The sequence below is a fragment of the Argonema galeatum A003/A1 genome (assembly GCF_023333595.1).
Classification (GTDB): domain Bacteria; phylum Cyanobacteriota; class Cyanobacteriia; order Cyanobacteriales; family Aerosakkonemataceae; genus Argonema; species Argonema galeatum.
In genome coordinates, this window is sequence record NZ_JAIQZM010000011.1 from 26,726 (window position 1) to 48,284 (window position 21,559).

The window sequence follows — 21,559 nt, forward strand, 5'->3', positions numbered from 1 at the left end:
ATCATCTCAGGAGTTGCTACAGTTGAATTGTCTTGCCTTTGCTGATTCCAAAATAGCAACAGAGGAATAGTTCCAGGTTCCTGATTAGGGTAAATATATCCTTGAACGGCAGGATTACCATATCCAGAATCTCTTTGAGATTGAATCATCTCAGGAGTTGCTACAGTTGAATTGTCTTGCCTTTGCTGATTCCAAAATAGCAACAGAGGAATAGTTCCAGGCTGTTGATCTGAGAGGACACAACCTTGAATGTTTGGACCAGCGTACCCGGATTGTTCTTGAGAATGCCTAGCTGCAACGGTCGCTACAGTTGCATTATCCCCTCTCTGAGCATTCCAATAGAGCATAAGAGGGCTTAGGGTGATCGATGGAGAGATGATGCTAATGCTAGATATCTCCTCCCCACCTGCTCTCACTATAAACTTCTGACTATTGGACGATAGAGGCACTCCATTACCGCCTAAATTCAACAATCTTTCAAAGGGAGATGGCTTGGTTAAATGCTCAGTTACATCTATTTCTTGATCACCATTTTTAAGCAGAACTACAATTGGCGCTGAATCAAAGTCATAACCACTAAAGACAATCTTATTTCTTCTGTCTGGAGGTACTGTCAGATCAAGACTGCTAGGCTCAACTAAGCATATAGCTGGTTTTAGAGGCGTAACTGTAACAGGGGGTATGGGAGCAATTCCTATTGTCTGTGCAAGTCCATTTCTTTCAGTTATCAATTCATTCTTAATTCTGAGCAACTCATGCCGTGATCTTTTTCCTACAAAATCAACATCACATCTGAATTATTTACCGACGACTGCAACCCCATGTGTAATGAGGTTGGCAATCTCTACCTTGATAGTGGATTGTACGTCATCGGCTATCTTGTCCTCTAAATCTTTCAAGGTCTCTCTCCATCTCCCAGATTCATTCCCAAGAGTATTGATGGCTGTATCTAGAGTTTTTATAGCCTCATCTAAATGTTCCACTTTTACTTTTACATTTGCATTTACACCTGAGCTATCACATGAGTTAGCAGAAAGTAGCAACATAACTGTTAGGTAAAAGGCTAACTTTACAAAGTTTCTTTGGCCTTGAGTGTTCATACAGTGGTTCCTATTAATATTCCAATTAAATCTTGAACATCCGTTGACAATTTGCACCCGACCAAAATTTACGGCTGGCTAGCGACAGCGCTCTTTAGACAACTTTGATTGCGCCCTGACAGATCCTCAAGCGGTCTAAGGTGGCCCATCACCCGCCGCAGATATCCTCGAACATCTAACAGATAACCTCTCGGCGGTCGGGTGCATGGGCGTTGTTAGGCTTCGTGATTTGATGCCTGAAATTCTGCGATCTTAGAGTATAAGCTTACTACTGACTCTTGGGCAAAAAGCTCATCCTTGAGTTTTAAGTAGTCTCCTTTTCCAATATTGCACGCTGCCCAAAACCGAGCGACAGCAGACGGTTCCATATTAGATAGCAGAATCTGCAACCCTTCTTGTAAGACTTCTTGTTCACTCTTAACCTGGATCATCGTTGCTTATCTCCAAAACAAAATCGACTGGATTTACTACTCTCATCGTTAACCCCGAACACCTATTGATAAGCCGCTTGTCGCAGGTACAGAGAGGAAAAAGGCAATCAGTGATTGCCTTTTTCCTCTCCCCGACCAGAGAATATTCTCATTTTCATTCACAGCCGCTTTGAGCATATTCACTCATTGACAAAAGTTCCACTTTCTTAACCTGTCACGAATGGTACATGAGTGATATCGTCAAATTGTCTGTTGTCATCGTTGGTTACATTTTTACCGCAGATGAAGACAGATGAACGCAGATTAACGCAGATAAGAATAAGACCAGGAATTTTTTAGGTAACCGATGCTACTGGACATGATATCATCCCCAAGCTGGACTAGCTTGCTACAACAACTGCTCGATCGACAATCCTTATCATTTGACCAAGCGTCACAGTTAATGCAGGGATGGTTGAACGAAGCAATTGAACCCGTCTTATCGGGAGCGATTTTAGCCGCTATTCAGGCTAAAGGCGTTTCAGCTGATGAATTGGCTGGGATGGCACAGGTGTTGCAGGCTCAATCTCTTGTGGGATATGGGAAAGAAGAGGATAAGGGAAGAAAGGGACAAGCTGAAGCTTCCCAATCCCCAATCCCAATCATCGATACTTGCGGTACTGGCGGAGATGGGGCATCGACGTTTAATATTTCCACTGCTGTGGCGTTTGTGGCGGCGGCGGCGGGTGTGCGAGTCGCAAAACATGGAAATCGATCGGCTTCAAGCCGAGTGGGTTCGGCGGACGTGCTGGAAGCCTTGGGCGTTAACTTAAATGCTACTGGCGATCGCGTCCAGGCAGCCCTATCAGAAGTTGGCATTACCTTTTTATTTGCACCCGGTTGGCACCCAGCACTCAAGGTTGTAGCACCCCTGCGGCGGACTTTGAAAGTGCGGACGGTATTTAATTTATTGGGGCCACTGGTCAATCCGTTGCGACCTACAGGTCAGATCATCGGGGTGTGCGAACCAAACTTGTTGGCAATTATTGCCCATGCTTTGCTTAGCTTGGGTACGCAAAAAGCGATCGTCCTCCACGGACGGGAAAAACTAGATGAAGCCGGACTTGGAGATTGGACGGATTTGGCAGTACTGTCTGAAGGTGAAGTGCAGATATCTTCCCTCAATCCCCAAGAACTTGATTTGACACCAGCACCCATTGGGGCAATACGCGGTGGGGATGTGCAGGAAAATGCCGAGATTTTGCGAGAAGTTCTGCAAGGAAAGGGAACTCAAGCGCAACATGATGTGGTAGCTCTAAATGCAGCATTAGCACTCCAGATTGGCGAGTTTATACCGATGGGAGAACACGCCAAAGGTATTTCTGTTGCTAAAGACATTTTGCGTAGCGGTGCTGCTTGGGCGAAACTAGAGGAATTAATTCAGTTCCTCAACTAGAATTTTAGATTTTGCCCCCCGCCCCCCCAAAATGGGGGGAGAAAAGTCTTGTTACTCCAATTTGGGGAGTAAGCGGCGAAAAGCGTCAGTCCTGTTCCCCCCAGATTTGGGGGGTTAGGGGGGCGATTGCTTAAGTCCTGTTCCCCCCAGATTTGGGGGGCAGGGGCAAAGGGGGGCGATTGCTTAAGTCCTATTTAATTGGCAAGATGGGAAATGCGATCGCATCACAACAAAAGCTCTATTGATAAGCTTTATCGACCTTGAGTGTCGTGTAATAATAGCATCGCTTCTAGTCTGTTAATTAAAAATTATGCCCCTCTTTGATGCTCAAGCGGCTTTGCTAGTGCTGGCGGATGGCACCGTTTATCGCGGTTGGTCGTTCGGTGCCCCTGGAACTACGATCGGGGAAGTGGTATTTAACACCGGCATGACTGGCTATCAGGAAGTCTTGACCGATCCCAGCTACTGCGGTCAGATTGTGACCTTTACGTATCCAGAACTGGGGAATACCGGCGTCAATCCAGAGGATGAAGAATCTTCTGGGCCTCAAGTGCGGGGTGCTATAGCTCGCAACATCGCCAGCAGACCAAGCAACTGGCGCTCCACTCAATCTTTACCCGATTACCTCAAACAGCACAATATCCCAGGCATTTACGGCCTCGATACCCGCGCACTAACCCGCAAAATTCGCCAGTTTGGCGCAATGAACGGCGGGATTTCCACGGAAATTCTCGATCCGTCTGAGTTATTGGCACAGGTAAAAGCAGCCCCCAACATGGCGGGATTAAATTTGGTGCGAGAAGTAACAACTCGCAAGATGTACGAATGGTCAGAGCCTACCACATCTGTTTGGGAGTTTAGCCCCACCGCTCAATCGGCTCAAGAGGAACGCCTCACTGTTGTAGCCATTGATTTTGGCGTCAAACGCAATATTCTGCGTCGTTTGGCGAGTTACGGTTGCCGAGTCATCGTCGTTCCGGCAAACACTTCTTCAGAAGAGATCCTTAAATATAACCCGGACGGAATTTTTCTCTCTAATGGCCCAGGCGACCCGTCAGCCGTCACAGAAGGCATCGAAACTACCAAGGCGCTGTTGAATTCCCAGAAACCAGTATTCGGTATTTGTATGGGACACCAGATTCTCGGTCTTTCTCTGGGTGCGGAAACTTTCAAGCTAAAATTTGGGCATCGCGGCTTAAATCAGCCAGCCGGTCTGCGGCAAAAGGTTGAGATTACCAGTCAAAACCACAGTTTTGCGATCGATCCCAATAGCCTCTCGGATGACGAAGTGGAAATTACTCACCTCAACCTGAACGATCGCACTTTAGCCGGATTGCGTCACAAATCCCTGCCTGTCTTCTCCGTGCAGTATCACCCAGAAGCTAGCCCAGGCCCCCACGACGCCGATTACCTGTTTGAGCAATTTGTCCAAGCTATGCGAAAAGCAGGGGCTAAGAGCTAGAAAAGTCAAAAGTCACTCATTCAAAAGTCAAAAGAAGATAGGGCTAGGGCAAGAAGGGGATCAATCCAAAATCCAAAATCCAAAATCCAAAATTCCCTCTTCCCTAGCCCCTAGCTTCAGCTGAGTAGACAATTACCCAGAAAATATCTATACTAGAGCCTCGACTTAAGGACTATGTTGTAGCTAGGAGGGTGTTATTCCTGAGCCATTAACCTTGACCGTTAGCCTTAGAGGCACTCGCGATGTCAAGGAAAAATACCAGCTATTTCGCCTCACCGGCTTATTAGACGCTTTTTCGGAGCCAACTTTCCGGAAAAATATCGGTAAGTGTATCGACGAGGGCCCAAAGAATATTATCTTGGATCTTTCTCAAATCGATTTTGTCGATAGCTCTGGATTGGGCGCTTTAGTGCAGCTAGCCAAGCAGGCTCAAGGTGCTGAGGGTTCTTTGCAAATCGTCAGCAATGCCCGCGTGACGCAGACTGTCAAGCTGGTGCGCTTGGAAAAGTTTCTGTCTTTGCAGCCTTCGGTTGATGCTGCTCTAGAAAAATACAAATAAGTTGGGTAAGCGCTTTGCGATCGCGCTATCCGGTTTAAGCTCTGGATAGCCTTTTTATCATGGCAATACGTCGCTATGCGAGATAACCGAAGAAAGTCTATGACTGACACTTTCTGATACAATAAGGTGCAAATGTTCGATCCGCCGCTCTCAGGCTCATGCTCGTTAATAGAAATACAGCGACTTTCACCAGTTGCTTTGGCGTATCTGGGAGATGCGGTATATGAACTATATATCAGGAGCCTTTATCTCCTGCCACCCAAGCGAATAGAAAGTTATCATCGTCAAGTGGTGGCTATGGTGCGAGCAGAAAGTCAGGCGCGACTGCTGCGAGCGATCGAACCCCAACTTACTGACACAGAATTGGTAATTTTACGACGAGGACGTAACGCCGCTTCAGGAGGCCCTAAGCGAGTGTCTCCTGAAATATATCAACAGGCAACAAGTTTAGAAACATTGATGGGATATTTGTATCTAACCGATCCCGAACGACTGACTCAGCTATTAGCACAATTAGAACTTGACCCCATCCAAAAGGAATAATTGGAAATTGTTCTCTAGATAGCTGTAAAAGCAATTAGTACGCTAGTAAATTAAAACCATAAGGCTGACGAGCTGAAATTTCAAAAAAACATGGCTCCTAGAAATCGTAATCCTGAAGCTCAGAACCAGCCAAATCGCGGCGGATCTATAAAACCCAGAATCAAGCCGAGAGTTGTTAACCCCGTTCGTCTGGCTAAAACTGTAGCTCGCTTACCCGAACCGGGCGAAGCAAAAAATGCTGGTGTAGAAACCACCGAAGAAACAGACACGATCTACGGTCGCCAAACCGTGCTGGCGGCTTTGGAAAATGAGCGTTCTCTCAACCGGATTTGGATATTGTCGCACTTACGTTACGATCCCCGCTTTCACACTTTATTACAACAGGCAAAGGGTAACGGCACGGTAATTGATGAGGTAGAGCCGAAGCGGTTAGACCAAATTACTCAGCGTGGCAATCATCAAGGTATAGCAGCACAAGTAGCACCTTTTATCTACACGGAACTAAAAGATCTGATTTCACAAGCAAAATCGGTTTCCGATCAGCCCATCCTAGTAGCATTGGATAGCATTACCGATCCGCAAAACCTCGGCTCAATTATTCGCACCGCCGAAGCGTTGGGCGCTCAAGGGTTGGTAATGCCGCAACGACGAGCGGTGGGTATCACCTCTACGGTAATGAAAGTAGCGTCAGGAGCTTTAGAAAATTTTCCGGTGGCGAGGGTTGTCAATCTCAGCCGCGCTTTGGAAGAATTGAAGGAGGCTGGCTTCTGGATTTACGGCGCGGCTGCAAATGCTCCTCAGTCGCTGCATACTATTGAAAAATTCGATCGACCGACAGTGGTGGCGATCGGCTCTGAAGGTGAAGGGCTCAGTCTCCTGACACAACGCCACTGCGATTTTCTTGTATCCATCCCACTTCAAGGAAAAACTTCCAGCCTGAATGCCTCAGTAGCAGCAGGAATGGCGCTGTATGAAATTTTCCGGCGGCGTTGGTCAGATAAACCGCAGCGGGTATGGTCAAAACCAGTTGATGTGAATTGAAAAAAGATCCTTTGAAAAAGGAAATGTAAATAAAAGCAACATAACAGAACGCATCCGATCCAATAAGACAAGGTAGAGGCCATGAAAGAAATCTTGATTAACATTCTCAATTTTTTTGGTTTGGCTTGGTGGGTAGAGGTAGTGACACAGAACCCTGACTGTACCTACTATTTCGGCCCATTTATAACCTCTTTGGATGCAGAGGCCCAAAAGAGTGGCTACCTTGAAGACTTGGAAATAGAAGGCGCTCAAGTTGCTGCTGTTTTCATCAAACGCTGCAAGCCAGTAAAGCTGACTATCGACGAGGAATTGGGAGAGAGGATTGACCGCAAGGCATCACCAGCTTTTAGCGGGCAGGCGTAGGAAGTTAGAAGGTGTGAGGGGCGTTAAGCTTTGACTTAGCTCTCGCCCTGTCTGGGTAGGTCGATCGGATGGGGATATGCGATCGCTTCAGGATGACTTTCAAGAAAGCGATCGATATCTCTGAGTACCTGTTCGGGAATTTCCCAAGGGAGGAGATGGGCGGTGTTGGGGTAACATTCCCACTCACAATTTTTCAGGTGACGAGCCGTTTCCAAACTCGATTCAGCTGTGATGTGGCGATCGGCTGCTCCAGCTAGCATTAGACAAGGGCATTCAATCTGGGGTAGGTGTTCCAGTCGGTTGTACCCAGATCTGAGGGCTGTCATCAGGGCGCGATCGGCAGCAGATGAGGTTCGCATATATGCTGAAATGGCATCAGAAGCAATGTAGCGATAAGCACCGGGACTATGTTGCTGAATGAGGTAGCGAAAGAGCGATCGCTTCCCAAAAGTATCAATATTCCATTGCCAACCAGGTTGCACTCCGTTAATAATTGCAGCTACCCCGGTGTATAAATTATCCTGCCAGCTGATAGGCGGATGGCTACCGCGAGGGCGAGCGGCTGTGGCAATTAAAATTAAACCGCTGACTCGCTCTGGACATCGGAGTGCCAATTCCATAGCCAGAATTCCTCCCAGCGACCATCCCAATATCAAGCAGCGATCGATCTGAAAGCGGTCTATAAGGGCTTCCAAGTCGGTCAAATGGTCGCTCATATCAAAATCGCCATTTGCCCGACTGTTGCCATATCCGCGCAGATCCGGGGCTATGGTCTGGAACCGCTGGGAGAGGTGTTGGGTGAAAACTGACATACTGCTACCCGAACCGGGATGTCCGTGCAGACAGAGGAGCGGGTAGCCTTGTCCCTGGATGTGAACGTTGAGATTAGCAGCTGGGGAAGAAGGTTGAGGCATAGAGGAGGGGGGGAGTGGGGGAGTGGGAGAGTGGGGGAGTGGGGGAGCGGATGGTTGAGTAATTTTTTTTCTTCTTCCCCAGTCCCTAGCCCATCTTTTCTTTTGAATGAGTGAATGAGTGAATGAGTGAATGAGTGAATGAGTGACTTTTCTAGCCCCTATCTTTCCCGATATCCGCCTGCATATTCAATCACGCACATCGTGCGGTAGCGAGAATGAGGCCCACACGAAACCCCAACGACTCGGAAATCGGGGTTAAAGATGTTGGTTCTGTGACCGCGATTGGGAACTCCATCATCGATAATTAACTGCATGACGACTTGTTGGGCTGTGTTTGGGCCATAACTGATATTTTCGCCTGTAGTGATTTGCCAGGAACCGTAGCGGTTGACCCGCGTGGAGGGGTTGCTGCGATCGCTTCCATCGTGACCTATGGCACCTTTGGGCCCTTGGTCTCTGACGTGATCTCTAGCAGCCAAAGACATACCTCTGGATGGCGTTAAAGCTGACCTGGGACGGGTTGATTTTAAGAACCGAATCGCCTCATCGACAGGTTTTACCCCTTCCTGTGTTTGCAAAAACAGGTTAGCTGAGAGTCTGACTCGGTTTCCTTGAAAGCCCTTTTTCCAATTTTCCAGTGTAGCGGCATAAGCAGGGGGATTTGCTCGCGCCCGGTTAGTTTCGGCAATTATCCCTCTCTCGAAAGCTGAAAGATAATTTGTTTGTGCCGAGGGGGTATTATTTGCTTGAGATTGGCTAGATGGTAGGATTGAACAAGAAAAGGTGGCTAGTAGGGTAATAGGGACAATAGCTAAAAATCTGAGTAGCTGCATTTTTAATTACCTAATGAAGCAAGAAATACATATCTAAATAGATGCTAGTATATTGCCATATTATCATACTGCCATGAACGGTGCAATTGCTCTCTAATTTGTCTTAATCTTGATACATGGTTTGGGCGATCGCCCCTCTACCGCATACCACTGTTATTTCACGTATGAGACCGATCTTTGCCGCCAAAGAAACCCGGTAACTCCTGCGAAACCGGGTTTCTGAGTTCTTTGGCGATCTCACTGTTGATGACGGTAGGGACACTCACGACTTACTTACACGATCCCATATCTTTTCCATATCGGATAGCTGGACAGCACCAGAGAATATCTCGCCATTCATCACAAAAAAGGGTGTGCCAGAAACCCCCAATCTTTCAGCTAGCTGGATATCTTTTTGAATTGCGCTATCGGCAATATTTCTGTCGCGCTCGCGCATCAGACATAATTGGTTGGTAAGTGCGATCGCATTCCCACAAAAAAAGAAAGGCGATCGCACCTACTGGAATGACTGAGGTAGTTAGAAAAAACGCCCCTAATTCTATCTGCTAAACCTAGCTAATAGTTCATCACGGGATAATTGCAACAACAATCGAGTGAATTCTTCAGGTGGTAATTTTAGCAATGGCTCAATAATTGCCTTCAGTTCATCATCCAAGTTACCAAAGCGAATCCTCAATAGGTTTTCCACCACAAGGCGTTCTCCTTGTTGAATTCCTGATTGTAAAGCTGTATCGAGTCTTTCTAAATAAAGTGGTGATAATTCCATAATTAACTCCCTGTCTTCTGGCTCTAAATTTTGATTTGTTTCTAAGATGACGCGCAGATTATACAATAACTCTAGCGCATTTGCTCGCAATGGGTTATCTGCTGGCAGTGCGGTCAATTCATCGATCGCTTGTTTTTGCACTTTTCCCTTTCCCAAAATCCTCAGCCACAGTGTTTCTGGGGTAAGGGGTAACTGATGAATGGCTACTATTGCGGTTTTCAACCCGTCTCCTAGAAAATAAACTCCTGGTAGCCAGTTTTCTCGATCGCAAATTGCCCTAAACTCATCTAATAAAAGGGGTGATCCGGTGGGTGTGAGAATCCATAGTTTCGGTAAATTAGATTCATTAATTCGAGTACTTTCTCGTTTTGCCTGACGTTCTATATCGGCTTGAACGTCAAACAGTTTACTCATGCAACTGCGAATTTGGCTGCTTGTGACTGCATTACGAAATGGTTCAAAAATGGCGGGAGTGGTAGCAAATCTGCCTAGTAATCCCAAGGCTTGAGCTTCGGTGGTTGGTGTTGATGATGGGGTAAACCATACATCAATTTCCCGTACTTCTCCGGCGACATTGCGGCTGGTTTCTACTTGTCCTAATGGGGTTAATAATTCTTTCAGGTAGTCTTTAGCGAATTGGTCGTGAGGAAAGCGGGTCATTATCTGGTTTAATAGCCTGTTAAGTTAATTATATTCTATTTTTGATAAAAAGACAGATAGAATCATAGTAAATAATAAGTTAAGAGTGCTTAATAGTAAAAACAGGTGAGTTTAATGATAGTGCGATCGCATTCAGTATATTGGCTACAATTCCACTGTTTTTTCACATACCAAGGTATCGCTGCTGCCAAAGAAACCCGGTTTTTTAGAAAAACCGGGTTTCTGAGTTCTTTGGCGATCGCATTTATTTTTATCTTTATCCTTCAATACCAACAGGTATTGATTGCACGGATATGATCGGGATTGTTTCTAATATCGATAGCGTGTACGCTGAAAGATGTAAATATTTGCATACTGGTTCTTGCAGCAATATATCAAAGACAATTTCTCGCATTTCGCTTGATAGTTGCCCTAATCCCGTGATGGGAAAACTGCGGTTTCCCATTTCTGTTTTTTGAGTTAATACGGAGTATTCAAAAATACTTACACTTATGGCTTGGCGCTGTAATTTATTAATGCGTAAGAGAATATGTTCTGTCAATTCTATGCCTGTTGCTTGCACTCCAGGTTCAAAGCAGATTGTGAGGGTGTCGCTGATTTCATCGTATTTTATACTTGGCTTGTTCATAGATTTAACCTATTAGTTTTTGATAGGCTGTAACGATATAGTTATTTGGTACTGGTTGACCGTCTTTACCTTGAGTATATCGACAGAGAACGATGGCGACAATATGCGTATTGTCTTGTTCTAAATCGTCAAATGCCATCATATAGCGATATTTTTGTGGGTTTAATGAATCTTGGGTACGACGACCATAGCGAATGGTTTGTTGGAGGTTTTCTTCGCAATCTGCCACTTCTGGATGATTTTCTGGGTCGATGATGTGTTCCCATCGCTCTTCGGTAAAATATATATTATTTCCATAGCGATCGCGAACTATCCAGCGCTTACTAACCTCCATAATATTTTTGATGCTTGTAGCTAAAAATGTTTAAATTAGATCGATTATAGCATAAAATTTATTTAATAAAAAATTGAATTGCGATCGCAATTTACTTTGTTGGTTAATAAGTGCGATCGCTACCATTGAAAATAGCCCGATCGCATTCAGAATATTGGCTGCAATTCCACTGTTTTTTCACATACCAAGGTATCGCTGCTGCCAAAGAAACCCGGTTTTTTAGAAAAACCGGGTTTCTGAATTCGTAGGCGATCGCACCAATCTTTATCTTCTAAACCTATCTAACAATTCATCTTGCGATAATTCTAGCATCAGTCGGGCAAGCTCTTCTGGTGGTAATTTTAGCAATGGTTCGATAATTGACCTCAGTTCTTCATCCAAAACACCAAAGCGCACTCGCAGCATATTTTCCACAATTAGGCGTTCCCCTTGCTGTATTCCTCTTTGAATACCTTGTTGAATACCTTGTTGGATTCCTTGTTGGATTCCTTGTTGAATACCTTGTTGTACACCTGATTGTACAGCTGCATCCAATTTTGGTTCTTCCGTACTTAGTGTGCTAAATTAGGAGGAAAATGCCAGAGAAGTAAAGCTCGGAGTTCAAAATTATGAAAATTTTTAAAGCCAAAGCCGCAACGTTTTAACAATTTTAATTTGTTATTAATACCTTCCACTATCCCATTAGTTGTTCTTCTTTCAAAATAACCCACTACCTCCGGGAACCAACGCTTAATGGTGGCAACACTATTTCGGTAATATGGTTCAGCTTTCTTTAACCAATCAATCAATCTTAATGTGCCTGACCCTAAAGTCTTACTCTCCTCAAATAAAAGATGAAATTCCTCTTTCAAGTCGTGCATAATTGCGACTGTCGGTGAAGCGTTTTTAACTTGCTCTAACTTTTCTTTCTGTTTTTTAGATAAGCTTTTTTCATTTTTCAATAATGTATATTTACTTCCTTTTAAGCTACTAAATAGTTTAGCCCTTTCTTTTGCTGACAGAGCTTCTGCCGTTTTTTTTTGGTCAATTCTAGCAGTATTTAACTCTTCATTCACTATTTTTGTTAGATGAAACCTGTCCACTGTTACTTGTGCATTTTGACACATTTTTTGGACTAATGATTTATAATTGCCAGTCATATCCATACTTACTTCTTCTATCTTTGATAGAACTTTTTCGCCCCATTGTCGCATCACTTTTTCTATTTGTGATTGGGTTCGAGATGGCACTAATCCCAGTAGCTTATGGGTTTCTAAGTCTACTAAAACTACGATAAATTTTCCTTGTCCTTTGACCAAACTAATTTCATCTATCCCTAATATCTTTAAATTCTCTACATTAATGGGTATTACTTTTTTGGCTACCGATATTAGCATTGACCATACTTCTTCTTCGGTTAATCCATTATTTTGGGCTACATTGCTGACGTCGCTATGAATAACTTGCTCCGTCACCGCTTGGGCGTATCTATAAGTAAAGCTTTTTTTATTGACTACAAAGTCCAAAGTCTCGCTAAAAGGTTTTTGGCAATTTTCACACTTGAATCGTCGCCGATTTACTTTTAGAATAACTTCTCTACCCCCGATTGGTAAATCTCTTACCAAATGACCTTTATTTTGATGAAGACGATGGCTTATTCGACCACAGCGCGGGCAAGCCGCTGTTTTTTTCTCTACTCTTACGGATAATATTAATGTTTCTGTTGTTTCTTTGCTATCTTCTACTATCACTCCAGGTAAGTTTAGTAATTTGGTCATTATTCTTTTCATTATTGACTCCTTTTTAACTATATTTTTAGTAGTATATTAATACTTTAGCACACTAAGTACGGAAGAACCAAAAATCAAACCTTCGCAACGACCATTAACTTGACTGGCAGTACAAACCACGTTCTGACCGTTCATCATGCCAACGGTGATATATTTCAGTTGTTTATTGCGGCGGTAAGTTTCCAGGCGTCCGCTAACTTCTTGACACCGTGTTTGCGGATTGTAACCAGAACTAGCGAAGTTGTTGGAAACCCAGCGAATCCAAGGTTCTTGAGTTCCTTGTGCATTTTGGTAGATTGTTACAGGGACACCGCTAGAGGTATCGCAATAAAATCCCCGTGCAGCCGTGTTTTGTGCTTGACTGGATTGAGAAAATGTGGTAATTCCGAGAGCGATCGCACCCGCTGTCACAACCGACGTTAAAAATAGCAGTTTCATGGTATTATTAATCTCCCTAAAGACACAATCAGGTAAGAGAAAGGGATTGATTGTCAGCGATCAGATCGCTGACAATCAATCCCGCGTAAAAATTTAAAAATTTTTTAACAATGGTAAAACTTTACACTTACTTTAACTAAGGCCATAGCGAAGGAGCTTCAGTTTTTCACCGCGCCGAGTATATTTTGATTAGTGCGTAAGTATTGAACTGGTAGAGAATCATATACTTATAGATCCGGGTTTAAGTGAAACAGTGGTCTTGAGGTAACTGCATGGCATCCATCCGCGAGTTGCACCAACAACTCATCAGCAAAGAACGCTCTGCTGTAGAGATCGCGAAAGAAGCGTTAGAGCGCATTCAGGCGCTAGAACCGAAGTTGCACAGTTTTTTGTGCCTAACAGCAGATAAAGCCATAGAACAGGCTCTGGCGGTGGATGCCAAAATCGCCGCCGGTGAAGAAATCGGCCTGCTGGCAGGCATTCCTATTGCCATCAAGGACAATATGTGTACTAAAGGGATTCGCACCACTTGCGGTTCCCGGATTCTGGAAAATTTCGTGCCTCCATACGAGTCAACCGTGACGCAGAAACTGGCGGATGCGGGTGCGGTGATGGTTGGCAAAACGAATATGGATGAGTTTGCGATGGGGAGTTCCACGGAAACTTCTGCCTATCAAATCACGGCTAACCCTTGGGACTTGTCACGGGTGCCGGGTGGCTCATCGGGTGGTTCGGCTGCGGCTGTAGCGGCGGAAGAATGCGTTGTGGCTCTCGGTTCCGATACGGGGGGTTCGATTCGTCAACCGGCGTCTTTCTGCGGCGTGGTGGGGCTCAAACCTACCTATGGACTGGTTTCGCGGTTCGGATTGGTAGCTTATGCTTCTTCTCTGGATCAAATTGGGCCGTTTGGACGATCGGTAGAGGATACGGCAATTTTGTTGGGTGCGATCGCAGGTTACGACTCCAAAGATTCTACCAGCTTGAAAGTTGATATCCCAGATTATGCCAAAGCTCTCCGACCCAACTTCAAAAGCAGAGGCGTTCTGAGAATTGGTATTATCAAAGAAACTTTTGGTCAAGGTATAGACCCCGCAGTCGAAAAAGCGGTTACCAAAGCGATCGAAGTTCTGCAAGAATTGGGTGCCGAAATTCATGTCATCTCCTGTCCCCGATTCCGCTACGGATTGCCCACATACTACATCATCGCTCCCTCGGAAGCATCTGCCAATTTGGCTCGTTACGATGGGGTAAAGTATGGCATCCGAGATGAAAGTGCCACAACGCTTTTATCAATGTATACCCAGACTCGCGCTGCCGGTTTTGGGCCAGAAGTCAAGCGGAGAATCATGCTGGGAACTTACACTTTATCAGCTGGGTATTACGATGCCTATTATCTCAAAGCACAAAAAGTTCGCACTTTGATCAAACAAGACTTCGAGAGTGCTTTTGAAAAAGTTGATATATTAGTATGTCCGACTGCTCCCACGACGGCATTTAAAGCTGGGGAAAAAACAGAAGATCCGCTGAGTATGTATTTGTCAGATTTGATGACAATACCAGTAAATTTAGCTGGGTTACCTGGATTGAATATACCATGCGGTTTCGATGAGAAAGGACTGCCGATCGGAATGCAATTGATCGGTAATCTTTTGCGAGAAGATCAGTTATTTCAAGTTGCTTATGCTTACGAGCAATCAACTTCTTGGTATCGCCAAAAGCCTCACTTGGATTGAGACCAGAACGGAAAAATCCGATTTAGTACGCAACTCTGTACGAACAGGATTACTGGAGTTTAGACTACTAAACTCCAGTAGTTACGAGTCGCCTTAAAGATTTGATTATTATTCGGCGTCCTGTGGTAAAGTGGTGGCAGAAGATAAAAGTATTGAATGGAAAACGAAGACACGGCGACCTTTTACAGAGGGGGTAGTAATTTTGAAGCTAGACCTTACGAAGTTAGAATAGATCCGGAAACGAATTACCTTAAGCCAACACATGGAATATCGATTCATCAAGATGCCGATCGCGTTAGGCGTTTTGGAGGAGCGTATAAGATCTTGTTCTTACCAGATACATTAAAAATTGTGCAAAGAGGACGGGATCGCAGTCATCACGAGATTGTGCCTAGATATGCAAATTTCCTCACCTACCAACAATACCAAGAAGAGTTAAAAAAAATACAAGCCGTTATAGAGGAATCGTGATATGGAAACCGCGCCCAAACTGACGTTTAAATATGGCTGGGACGAAAGAGACGAGGTAGAAACGCCAATGAAAGGACATAGAAGCGATGGGATCGTCCGCTGTAGGGATGGCAAAACCTATTCTGTCTATTTTTACGACCCCATCCGCTTACAGCAAGATTTAGATGAGGAGGTGGAGTTGGGTTCTCCTTTTTTGGCTCCACCAGGGTTGATTGTTTTACCAGAGTTAACGCGACCTGCGATGGAAAATGCGATCGCGCAATTGTGGAAGCAGGGATATTTTGATGCGTTGAAGCCGTTAGCCGAAGCGGAAGAGTCACATCCGGTGGCTGTGATGTATAGCAAAGTGCTGAGTTCTGAGTCCTGAGTGGGGATTGATTAGACATCTCCTTTCAAAGAATGTAGAGACGTTGCATACAAATGTAGAGACGTTGCATACAAATGTAGAGACGTTGCATGCAAATGTAGAGACGTTGCATGCAACGTCTCTACAAGGGTTACAGCTAACGCACCTTTAATTTCTGGAGAGGTCTATTGGGGATTGGTGATTATCTCCCCCACTCCATTCATTACTTTTGACTTTTGACTTTTGACTTTCTAGCCCCTCCCCCGAAGCATTTACCAAGGTCACCAGGGGGCCAGTTTGCTCCTGTCCGTTCACGGCTAAATCGCTGTGACACAAATAAACCCTTTCTCCCGCACGACTGAGCAAATCTCGTAAAATCCGTCGCAACCGTTCATCACCCGCTTCTATTTCATCTTCCGCTGTCCAAGGTTCTCCAAACCGATGCTGGAGAAACAATGGGGAACCGAATAAGGTAGCCGCACCGCCGCTTAGCCACAGAGGGGAACCAGCATCAAGCCAAAATTGCCAGCGATGAAAAGGACGACTGGAGCGATATTGGAAGATGTTTGCGATCGTAACAGCTTGAGCGGCCAAACCAAACGATCGCACAGGATAAGGATTAGCCGTAACTGTACCGTAACGCAGCATTTGAATAAATCGACCGACGGTAGTATAAGATGGGGTATCGGTTTGCTCGGTCTTTCGCAGTCGCACATCAATTTCCCAATAGTGTTGGGCGGTTTCCTGCAATTCTCGCAAAGCCGCTATTCGATCGAAGGGAAGATGGCTGTCATTCCATAAAAAGTGCTGAATTGCTCTATCCAGGACGTAAACAGGACTAGGAATGAGACGCTGTTGTTGTTGCGATCGCTGTTCTTCCAACCACTCTACAATCTCTTCATAAGCTTTGGTAGCCTCATATCCCAGTCGATCCCAGCGCGGAAATGTCTTGGCGGGTAGTAAACTGGGTAGTTCTGGATTGGGAACATAACAATAGTCTGCCAACAAACCGGCTCGAACTGGGTCTATCCCATTTTGGATTTTGGATTTTGGATTTTGGATGGGCGAATCTTCCCATTCCTCATTGTCTGTTCCTGCTGACGACTGACTGAGTACCACCAGCATTTCCGCGATCGCATCTCTGTCTATCAGACGCCCCAATCCCGGATAGACTAAGCCTATAAGCGTCAGCAATGCCCGAATAATCGGTGAACTGGATAACGGGCGCTGGTGGTTGAGGGACTCGACTGCGATGCCTTTGGCGTTGAGAATTTCTATAATGCTGTACCGTGCGATCGCATCCAACCCCGGTGCAATCACCGCTACTTCTTGCGGCTGCACTTCTCCTGACTGTATCGCCTTGCTAATTGTCTCGGCTGTTTCTCGCAGCAGTTGCGATCGCGATACCGTTTGAATCGACAACACTGGTTCTGGCAAGCTCGACAATAACGTCGGGTCGCTAACCGCTTCCACCAGCAACGTTCCCCAATCGGTTTCCAGACAGCCTTTAGGTCGGCTTGGCAAGGCTTCCAGGCGGCAACGAGACGCTAAACCCTCCATATAATCCGGGTCAGCCCCCAGTCCTTGCCGCACGCCACCTTCAGAATTATAAGTAAAAGCGCCGATCGCGCCTTTGTCAAGCATAAAGTCAAACAAATCACGTGCGATCGCTGGATAATCGTCCAGATCATCCGCCAGCACCAAGCGATACCTACGAATTAAATGCTGCTGATAAGTTACATCTGGCAACAAATAACGCCAATATAGTTCGCTAATAATCCCATAAGTCAGCAATCCCCGCTCCAGACACCATTCCCGCCAGCGCAGCAACATCTGTCCCATATAATTTGGAATTGGGGATTGGGAATTTGAGAATTTCTCACTCTCCCCCTCTCCCACTCTCCCACTCTCCCACTCTCCCGCCAAACCCTGTTCTAAAATTTCAGGTATATCCTCTGGAGGCGTTCCGCTCAAACCTGCTAATAACAGTAAATCTAGCGCTCTACGCACCAATCGATACTCATTTACCCCCATTTCTTGCCAAATTCCCTGCTCCAGATCCGAACTCCAAAGCTGAGTTGCCAATTCCTGTTCCGTTTCGGGACGTAGCCGCACTGGGAATTGTCCCTTCAAATTCAACCGCTGAATTAACAGGGGCCAAAACAAAATGACTTCATTCTCAAAAAAAGCTAGAGGTGTGGTTGTGTAAACCGGCATATTCGGTATCGCCGCCGAAATGCTATTCGCCAATACGATGCGGTTATCCCCATTAGCCGCAAACACCAAAGCCGCCGATGCTATTTGCTTAGAACTTAACCGACTGGCACCAGTCTGGGCAACGCCTCGCCGCCTACCTGGAAAATCTGGCCCAAGAGCATCGGCCCGATCGAATCCCATCTGCACCCACCTGCAAAACTGCTCGATCAAACGAGCCGTTTTGCCACTGCGACTGGAGCTTGCGATCCAAATAGACTCAGACACTACCGTCCGTCCTCCGGTTAATTTGTTATCATACCACGTACACTCAACTTTCCTTCTTTTGCAAATCTGCATTAAGTCAGAAGCAATAGGGATTTTTCTGCTATACCACTAAGAATCACCAGATAAATTTCTGTCATGAAAACAACCATTTTGACAAAAATTAGAGATTCCTTGCGTTATGCCGCCGAATGGTTTTCAGAAACGCCAGAAAGGGCATTAGAACTAGCATATAATGCCGCTTTGCAGATCAAGGCTACTGAAGATGAATATTTTGGAGGCAAAAAAATAGCTGCTGATTCAGCTGATTACAGTGACAGCGAGATGTCCTATTTTCGTGCCGAACTCCAAAAAAATCTAAATCTTGCCAAGCGCCGCCTAGCCGAATTCAAAGCCAGTAATTCAGTGATCGGGATTAGTAATTATAATCAGACCTCAGCCAAAGCAGAAGTAGTTGATGCCGCAGCTAATAACGGAAAGGGTTATCCGCTGGATTCCAGGGAGAAATCAGCGATTATTTTAGAAAAGCTAAAATTTATCGATCGCGTCATATCCCAATATACTCCAGAACCACAAAAAGCACAACAAGAAAAATCTTTAGCTTTAGTAACAGTTGCCAAAAATAAAAGCTCTGATTCTGAAGAACTTAGCTCACCCATTTCAAATGAGCAGTTGTATTTATCTACTCCTAACTCTGATAGTAAAAATGACACTATTTCTGACAAAACGGGTGTTTTACCCAGGTCTATTTTTAAAACCCTCAATAGACTTCAGAGAGAATTAGATCCGCAGTCGGAAGAAGAAGTTGTCAAAAAGTTCCGTAAGTCCAAGGCAAAAACAGCAATTTCTATTAGGTTTATTTTAATTCTAATCATAGCACCGCTGCTAACTTATCAGTTGTCTAAACTGTTTGTTGTGGGGCCAGTAGTTGATAATTTCAGAATTAAAAACGAACTAGATATTTTCATTAACCAGGATTTGGAAGAAGAAGCTCTTAGTAAGTTATCAAGAGTTAAGGAGAGACTAGAATTTGAAAATCTAATTTTTAAAGTACCTAAATATTCTCCAGAGCAAATAGAACATGAATTAAAAGAAGAGGCCCAGAAAATTGCCGAAGAATCTCGTCACGAAAGTGCTGACGCTGTTAAAAATGTCTTTTCCGATTTACTGTCGCTAATTGCGTTTGCTGTAGTCATATTTATGAGTCGCAGAGAAATCGCAGTTTTGAAGTCTTTTATCGATGAGCTTGTGTATGGTCTCAGCGATAGCGCTAAAGCCTTCATAATTATTTTATTTACCGATATATTTGTGGGATTCCACTCACCGCATGGGTGGGAAGTGCTACTGGAGAATATATCGCGGCATTTAGGGCTTCCAGAAAATCGAGATTTTATCTTTTTGTTTATTGCTACTTTTCCCGTAATTTTGGACACTGTATTTAAATACTGGATATTCCGCTACTTGAATCGGATATCTCCTTCATCTGTCGCCACCTACAGAAATATGAATGAGTGATCTGGTAATGGGTAATAGGAAAGAAAAACCAATTACCCATCGCTCATCACCAATTACAACATCTTTGCGGGTTCCTTTTCAGCTGCCTCTTGTGCCAATTTATCGTCAGATTCTTCGACCTTCATTAGACTTGATTCAGGTAGAAATTTAGCATCACCACTGTGAGGACTCTTGAAGGTAACTTGAGCATCTGGCTTTTGGCAAGCTACCATCGTTTTAACGTGTTCCATTTCGTCATCGCGGATAGCAACAAATACGTCGTAGAGATTCTCAATTTTTGGGCGACGTTCTTCTGGTGGACGAGAAGTTTGGAACTCGTCAAACAGATAAAGGTCGCCTCGGAGGTAGTAGTTTATGGCAACCTGGGGTGCTGGCTCAGTTTTAAGTTGCTCCCCATACTCTACGAGGAACTTCTCGTAAGTTTCGTAGGCGTGTTCCTCCACCATCTGCATGAATTGGTAAGCTGACTTGGGTGCCACTATATACACGCAAATCAAAATCCAGTAGTAAACAAAGGCTCCAGTATGAGCGACAAAGCGATCGATCCAGTACTTATTGCCGCCAAGGGACTCCATAGTTAGCAGGTGGTGTAATTCGTTCCAGGATTCGGCAAAATGAACTTTGAGCCAATCTGCCTTGCGCCACCAACCCATAGTTTCGTAGAGGTGAAGCACTGATGTAAAGGCAAAGTAAGGAACGCGAGCAACCGTTTCCAAAACAAAAAATCGTGGATATAAACGGTCTCGGTAAAGGTAGTTGAGAATAAATTCTAAGAAATTGACTAGGAGTCGAATCATTTATTGTACTCCTTGTACTAGAATCAGGACGTGGGTAGAATATCTGACTGTGAGTGCGATCGGCCCCATTGCAGTGTCTTACTGTAGAGTCTTTTTAGATGGTAAATTTCACTACAATTCGATCGAGATCCACACCAAGATTCAGAAGGTTTTCTCTTAATCCACTTCTAAAGTGTAACAAAATATTTACAAAGTGTGGTTGGGTTAATTTTAGCTTTACTTTTCAGCAAATATAACGTTGAGTCTAAGCTGGAATTAGGAAATTTATTTAATGCTGATATGAAAAGTAGTCTCGATCGCAATCCAGTGCTGCTAGTTCACGGTATTAACGATACCGGCGCAGTTTTTCACAGAATGGCTCCCTACCTGATCGAGCGGGGTTGGTCTGTGTACGACTTGAATATGATACCAAATAATGGTGCTAAGCACCTTGACCATTTGGCAGAGCAAGTTGCGGATTTTGTAGCCAAAGTCTTCCCGCCAGAACAACCTTTAGATCTAGTTGGTTTCAGCATGGGGGGAGTTGTCAGCCGCTACTACGTGCAGCGGCTGGGGGGAATCGATCGCGTACAGCGTCTCATTACGATCGCCTCGCCTCATCGCGGCACGTTGACAGCCTATGGTTCCCAACGCCCCGGTTGCATTCAGATGCGCCCCGGTAGCGCTTTTCTGGAAGATTTGAATCGGGATGTCGCCATGTTGGAGAGGCTAAACTTCACTTCCATCTGGACACCCCTCGACTTGATGATCGTCCCGGCGAATAGTTCGCAACTGCTTGTGGGTAAAGAGGTGCAGGTGCCGGTTCCTCTCCATCCTTGGATGCTGACAGACTCTAGGAGTCTTCATGCGGTGACAGAGGCGCTGGGAGAACCTATTAGACCTCTCCAGAAATTAAAGGTGCGTGACCTGGAACCCTTGTAGAGACGTTGCATGCAACGTCTCT

General features: G+C 44.9%; 25 protein-coding genes. 11 read left to right on the forward strand and 14 right to left on the reverse strand.

What is annotated here, in order from left to right; translation table 11 throughout:
* The 3 genes from LAY41_RS13680 to LAY41_RS13690 all read right to left on the reverse strand — a co-directional run.
* Positions 1 to 731: hypothetical protein (locus tag LAY41_RS13680; RefSeq protein ID WP_249098414.1), on the reverse strand; the 731-nt coding region annotated here is incomplete at its 3' end.
* A gap of 66 nt (positions 732 to 797) precedes the next feature.
* On the reverse strand, positions 798 to 1,100 hold the full coding sequence (locus tag LAY41_RS13685; protein ID WP_249098416.1) for a prefoldin domain-containing protein: 303 nt from the start codon (positions 1,098 to 1,100) through the stop codon (positions 798 to 800).
* A gap of 215 nt (positions 1,101 to 1,315) precedes the next feature.
* The gene (locus LAY41_RS13690; protein WP_249069827.1) at positions 1,316 to 1,531 is read right to left on the reverse strand and encodes a hypothetical protein; all 216 of its coding nucleotides are present in this window, start codon (positions 1,529 to 1,531) and stop codon (positions 1,316 to 1,318) included.
* A 346-nt stretch (positions 1,532 to 1,877) separates the two neighbouring features.
* Between LAY41_RS13690 and trpD the strand changes: the two genes are divergently transcribed.
* From trpD to LAY41_RS13720, 6 genes are all read left to right on the forward strand, one after another.
* Positions 1,878 to 2,966, forward strand: coding sequence for an anthranilate phosphoribosyltransferase (gene trpD / locus LAY41_RS13695; RefSeq protein WP_249098420.1), 1,089 nt, complete (start codon positions 1,878 to 1,880; stop codon positions 2,964 to 2,966).
* Between the two features lie 310 nt (positions 2,967 to 3,276).
* Positions 3,277 to 4,428, forward strand: coding sequence for a glutamine-hydrolyzing carbamoyl-phosphate synthase small subunit (carA, locus tag LAY41_RS13700; RefSeq protein WP_249098423.1), 1,152 nt, complete (start codon positions 3,277 to 3,279; stop codon positions 4,426 to 4,428).
* Between the two features lie 214 nt (positions 4,429 to 4,642).
* Positions 4,643 to 4,987 carry an STAS domain-containing protein gene (locus LAY41_RS13705; RefSeq protein ID WP_249069831.1) on the forward strand — a complete coding sequence of 115 codons (345 nt, stop codon included), beginning with the start codon at positions 4,643 to 4,645 and terminating at the stop codon, positions 4,985 to 4,987.
* A gap of 132 nt (positions 4,988 to 5,119) precedes the next feature.
* A complete protein-coding gene (locus tag LAY41_RS13710) occupies positions 5,120 to 5,530 on the forward strand; it encodes a Mini-ribonuclease 3 (RefSeq protein ID WP_249098426.1) in 411 nt (136 codons plus the stop codon).
* Positions 5,531 to 5,620: 90 nt separating this feature from the next.
* The gene (gene rlmB, locus LAY41_RS13715; protein ID WP_249098428.1) at positions 5,621 to 6,571 is read left to right on the forward strand and encodes a 23S rRNA (guanosine(2251)-2'-O)-methyltransferase RlmB; all 951 of its coding nucleotides are present in this window, start codon (positions 5,621 to 5,623) and stop codon (positions 6,569 to 6,571) included.
* Between the two features lie 81 nt (positions 6,572 to 6,652).
* A complete protein-coding gene (locus tag LAY41_RS13720; RefSeq protein WP_249098433.1) occupies positions 6,653 to 6,934 on the forward strand; it encodes a DUF1816 domain-containing protein in 282 nt (93 codons plus the stop codon).
* Positions 6,935 to 6,969: 35 nt separating this feature from the next.
* On the opposite strand, the gene LAY41_RS13725 is transcribed toward LAY41_RS13720, so the two are convergent.
* From LAY41_RS13725 to LAY41_RS13765, 9 genes are all read right to left on the reverse strand, one after another.
* Positions 6,970 to 7,848 carry an alpha/beta fold hydrolase gene (locus tag LAY41_RS13725; RefSeq protein ID WP_249098436.1) on the reverse strand — a complete coding sequence of 293 codons (879 nt, stop codon included), beginning with the start codon at positions 7,846 to 7,848 and terminating at the stop codon, positions 6,970 to 6,972.
* A gap of 158 nt (positions 7,849 to 8,006) precedes the next feature.
* Positions 8,007 to 8,681 (reverse strand): CAP domain-containing protein, encoded by a 675-nt coding sequence (locus LAY41_RS13730; protein WP_249098439.1) that lies wholly within the window; start codon positions 8,679 to 8,681, stop codon positions 8,007 to 8,009.
* A gap of 262 nt (positions 8,682 to 8,943) precedes the next feature.
* Positions 8,944 to 9,177, reverse strand: a complete 234-nt coding sequence (locus LAY41_RS13735; RefSeq protein ID WP_338022985.1) for a DsbA family protein — start codon at positions 9,175 to 9,177, stop codon at positions 8,944 to 8,946.
* Between the two features lie 42 nt (positions 9,178 to 9,219).
* Positions 9,220 to 10,107, reverse strand: coding sequence for a hypothetical protein (locus LAY41_RS13740; protein WP_249098442.1), 888 nt, complete (start codon positions 10,105 to 10,107; stop codon positions 9,220 to 9,222).
* Positions 10,108 to 10,363: 256 nt separating this feature from the next.
* Positions 10,364 to 10,735: a DUF2283 domain-containing protein gene (locus LAY41_RS13745; protein WP_249098445.1), complete on the reverse strand. Its 372-nt coding sequence runs from the start codon at positions 10,733 to 10,735 to the stop codon at positions 10,364 to 10,366.
* A gap of 4 nt (positions 10,736 to 10,739) precedes the next feature.
* Entirely contained in the window at positions 10,740 to 11,069 is a 330-nt protein-coding gene (locus tag LAY41_RS13750; RefSeq protein WP_249098450.1) for a hypothetical protein, read from the reverse strand.
* 264 nt (positions 11,070 to 11,333) lie between these two features.
* Positions 11,334 to 11,603: a hypothetical protein gene (locus LAY41_RS13755; RefSeq protein WP_338022986.1), complete on the reverse strand. Its 270-nt coding sequence runs from the start codon at positions 11,601 to 11,603 to the stop codon at positions 11,334 to 11,336.
* A 17-nt stretch (positions 11,604 to 11,620) separates the two neighbouring features.
* Positions 11,621 to 12,826 (reverse strand): ISL3 family transposase, encoded by a 1,206-nt coding sequence (locus LAY41_RS13760; protein WP_249098452.1) that lies wholly within the window; start codon positions 12,824 to 12,826, stop codon positions 11,621 to 11,623.
* 48 nt (positions 12,827 to 12,874) lie between these two features.
* Positions 12,875 to 13,276, reverse strand: coding sequence for a COP23 domain-containing protein (locus LAY41_RS13765; protein ID WP_249098457.1), 402 nt, complete (start codon positions 13,274 to 13,276; stop codon positions 12,875 to 12,877).
* A gap of 272 nt (positions 13,277 to 13,548) precedes the next feature.
* Here LAY41_RS13765 and gatA point away from each other — a divergent pair, with 272 nt between their 5' ends.
* The 3 genes from gatA (at position 13,549) to LAY41_RS13780 (ending at position 15,847) form a co-directional block, all read left to right on the forward strand.
* Positions 13,549 to 15,009, forward strand: a complete 1,461-nt coding sequence (gene gatA, locus LAY41_RS13770) for an Asp-tRNA(Asn)/Glu-tRNA(Gln) amidotransferase subunit GatA (RefSeq protein ID WP_249098461.1) — start codon at positions 13,549 to 13,551, stop codon at positions 15,007 to 15,009.
* Between the two features lie 156 nt (positions 15,010 to 15,165).
* Positions 15,166 to 15,480 (forward strand): hypothetical protein, encoded by a 315-nt coding sequence (locus LAY41_RS13775; RefSeq protein WP_249098464.1) that lies wholly within the window; start codon positions 15,166 to 15,168, stop codon positions 15,478 to 15,480.
* A 1-nt stretch (position 15,481) separates the two neighbouring features.
* Positions 15,482 to 15,847 (forward strand): hypothetical protein, encoded by a 366-nt coding sequence (locus LAY41_RS13780; RefSeq protein ID WP_249098466.1) that lies wholly within the window; start codon positions 15,482 to 15,484, stop codon positions 15,845 to 15,847.
* A 147-nt stretch (positions 15,848 to 15,994) separates the two neighbouring features.
* Here the strand turns inward: LAY41_RS13780 and LAY41_RS13785 are convergent, their stop codons facing one another.
* The gene (locus LAY41_RS13785) at positions 15,995 to 18,307 is read right to left on the reverse strand and encodes a recombinase family protein (RefSeq protein ID WP_249098469.1); all 2,313 of its coding nucleotides are present in this window, start codon (positions 18,305 to 18,307) and stop codon (positions 15,995 to 15,997) included.
* 135 nt (positions 18,308 to 18,442) lie between these two features.
* On the opposite strand from LAY41_RS13785, the gene LAY41_RS13790 reads away from it, so the two are divergent.
* Positions 18,443 to 19,819 (forward strand): proton extrusion protein PcxA, encoded by a 1,377-nt coding sequence (locus LAY41_RS13790; protein WP_249098472.1) that lies wholly within the window; start codon positions 18,443 to 18,445, stop codon positions 19,817 to 19,819.
* A 53-nt stretch (positions 19,820 to 19,872) separates the two neighbouring features.
* Here the strand turns inward: LAY41_RS13790 and LAY41_RS13795 are convergent, their stop codons facing one another.
* The gene (locus tag LAY41_RS13795; protein WP_249098474.1) at positions 19,873 to 20,616 is read right to left on the reverse strand and encodes an alternative oxidase; all 744 of its coding nucleotides are present in this window, start codon (positions 20,614 to 20,616) and stop codon (positions 19,873 to 19,875) included.
* Between the two features lie 279 nt (positions 20,617 to 20,895).
* On the opposite strand from LAY41_RS13795, the gene LAY41_RS13800 reads away from it, so the two are divergent.
* Positions 20,896 to 21,537: an esterase/lipase family protein gene (locus LAY41_RS13800; RefSeq protein WP_249098822.1), complete on the forward strand. Its 642-nt coding sequence runs from the start codon at positions 20,896 to 20,898 to the stop codon at positions 21,535 to 21,537.
* Positions 21,538 to 21,559: the final 22 nt, after the last annotated feature.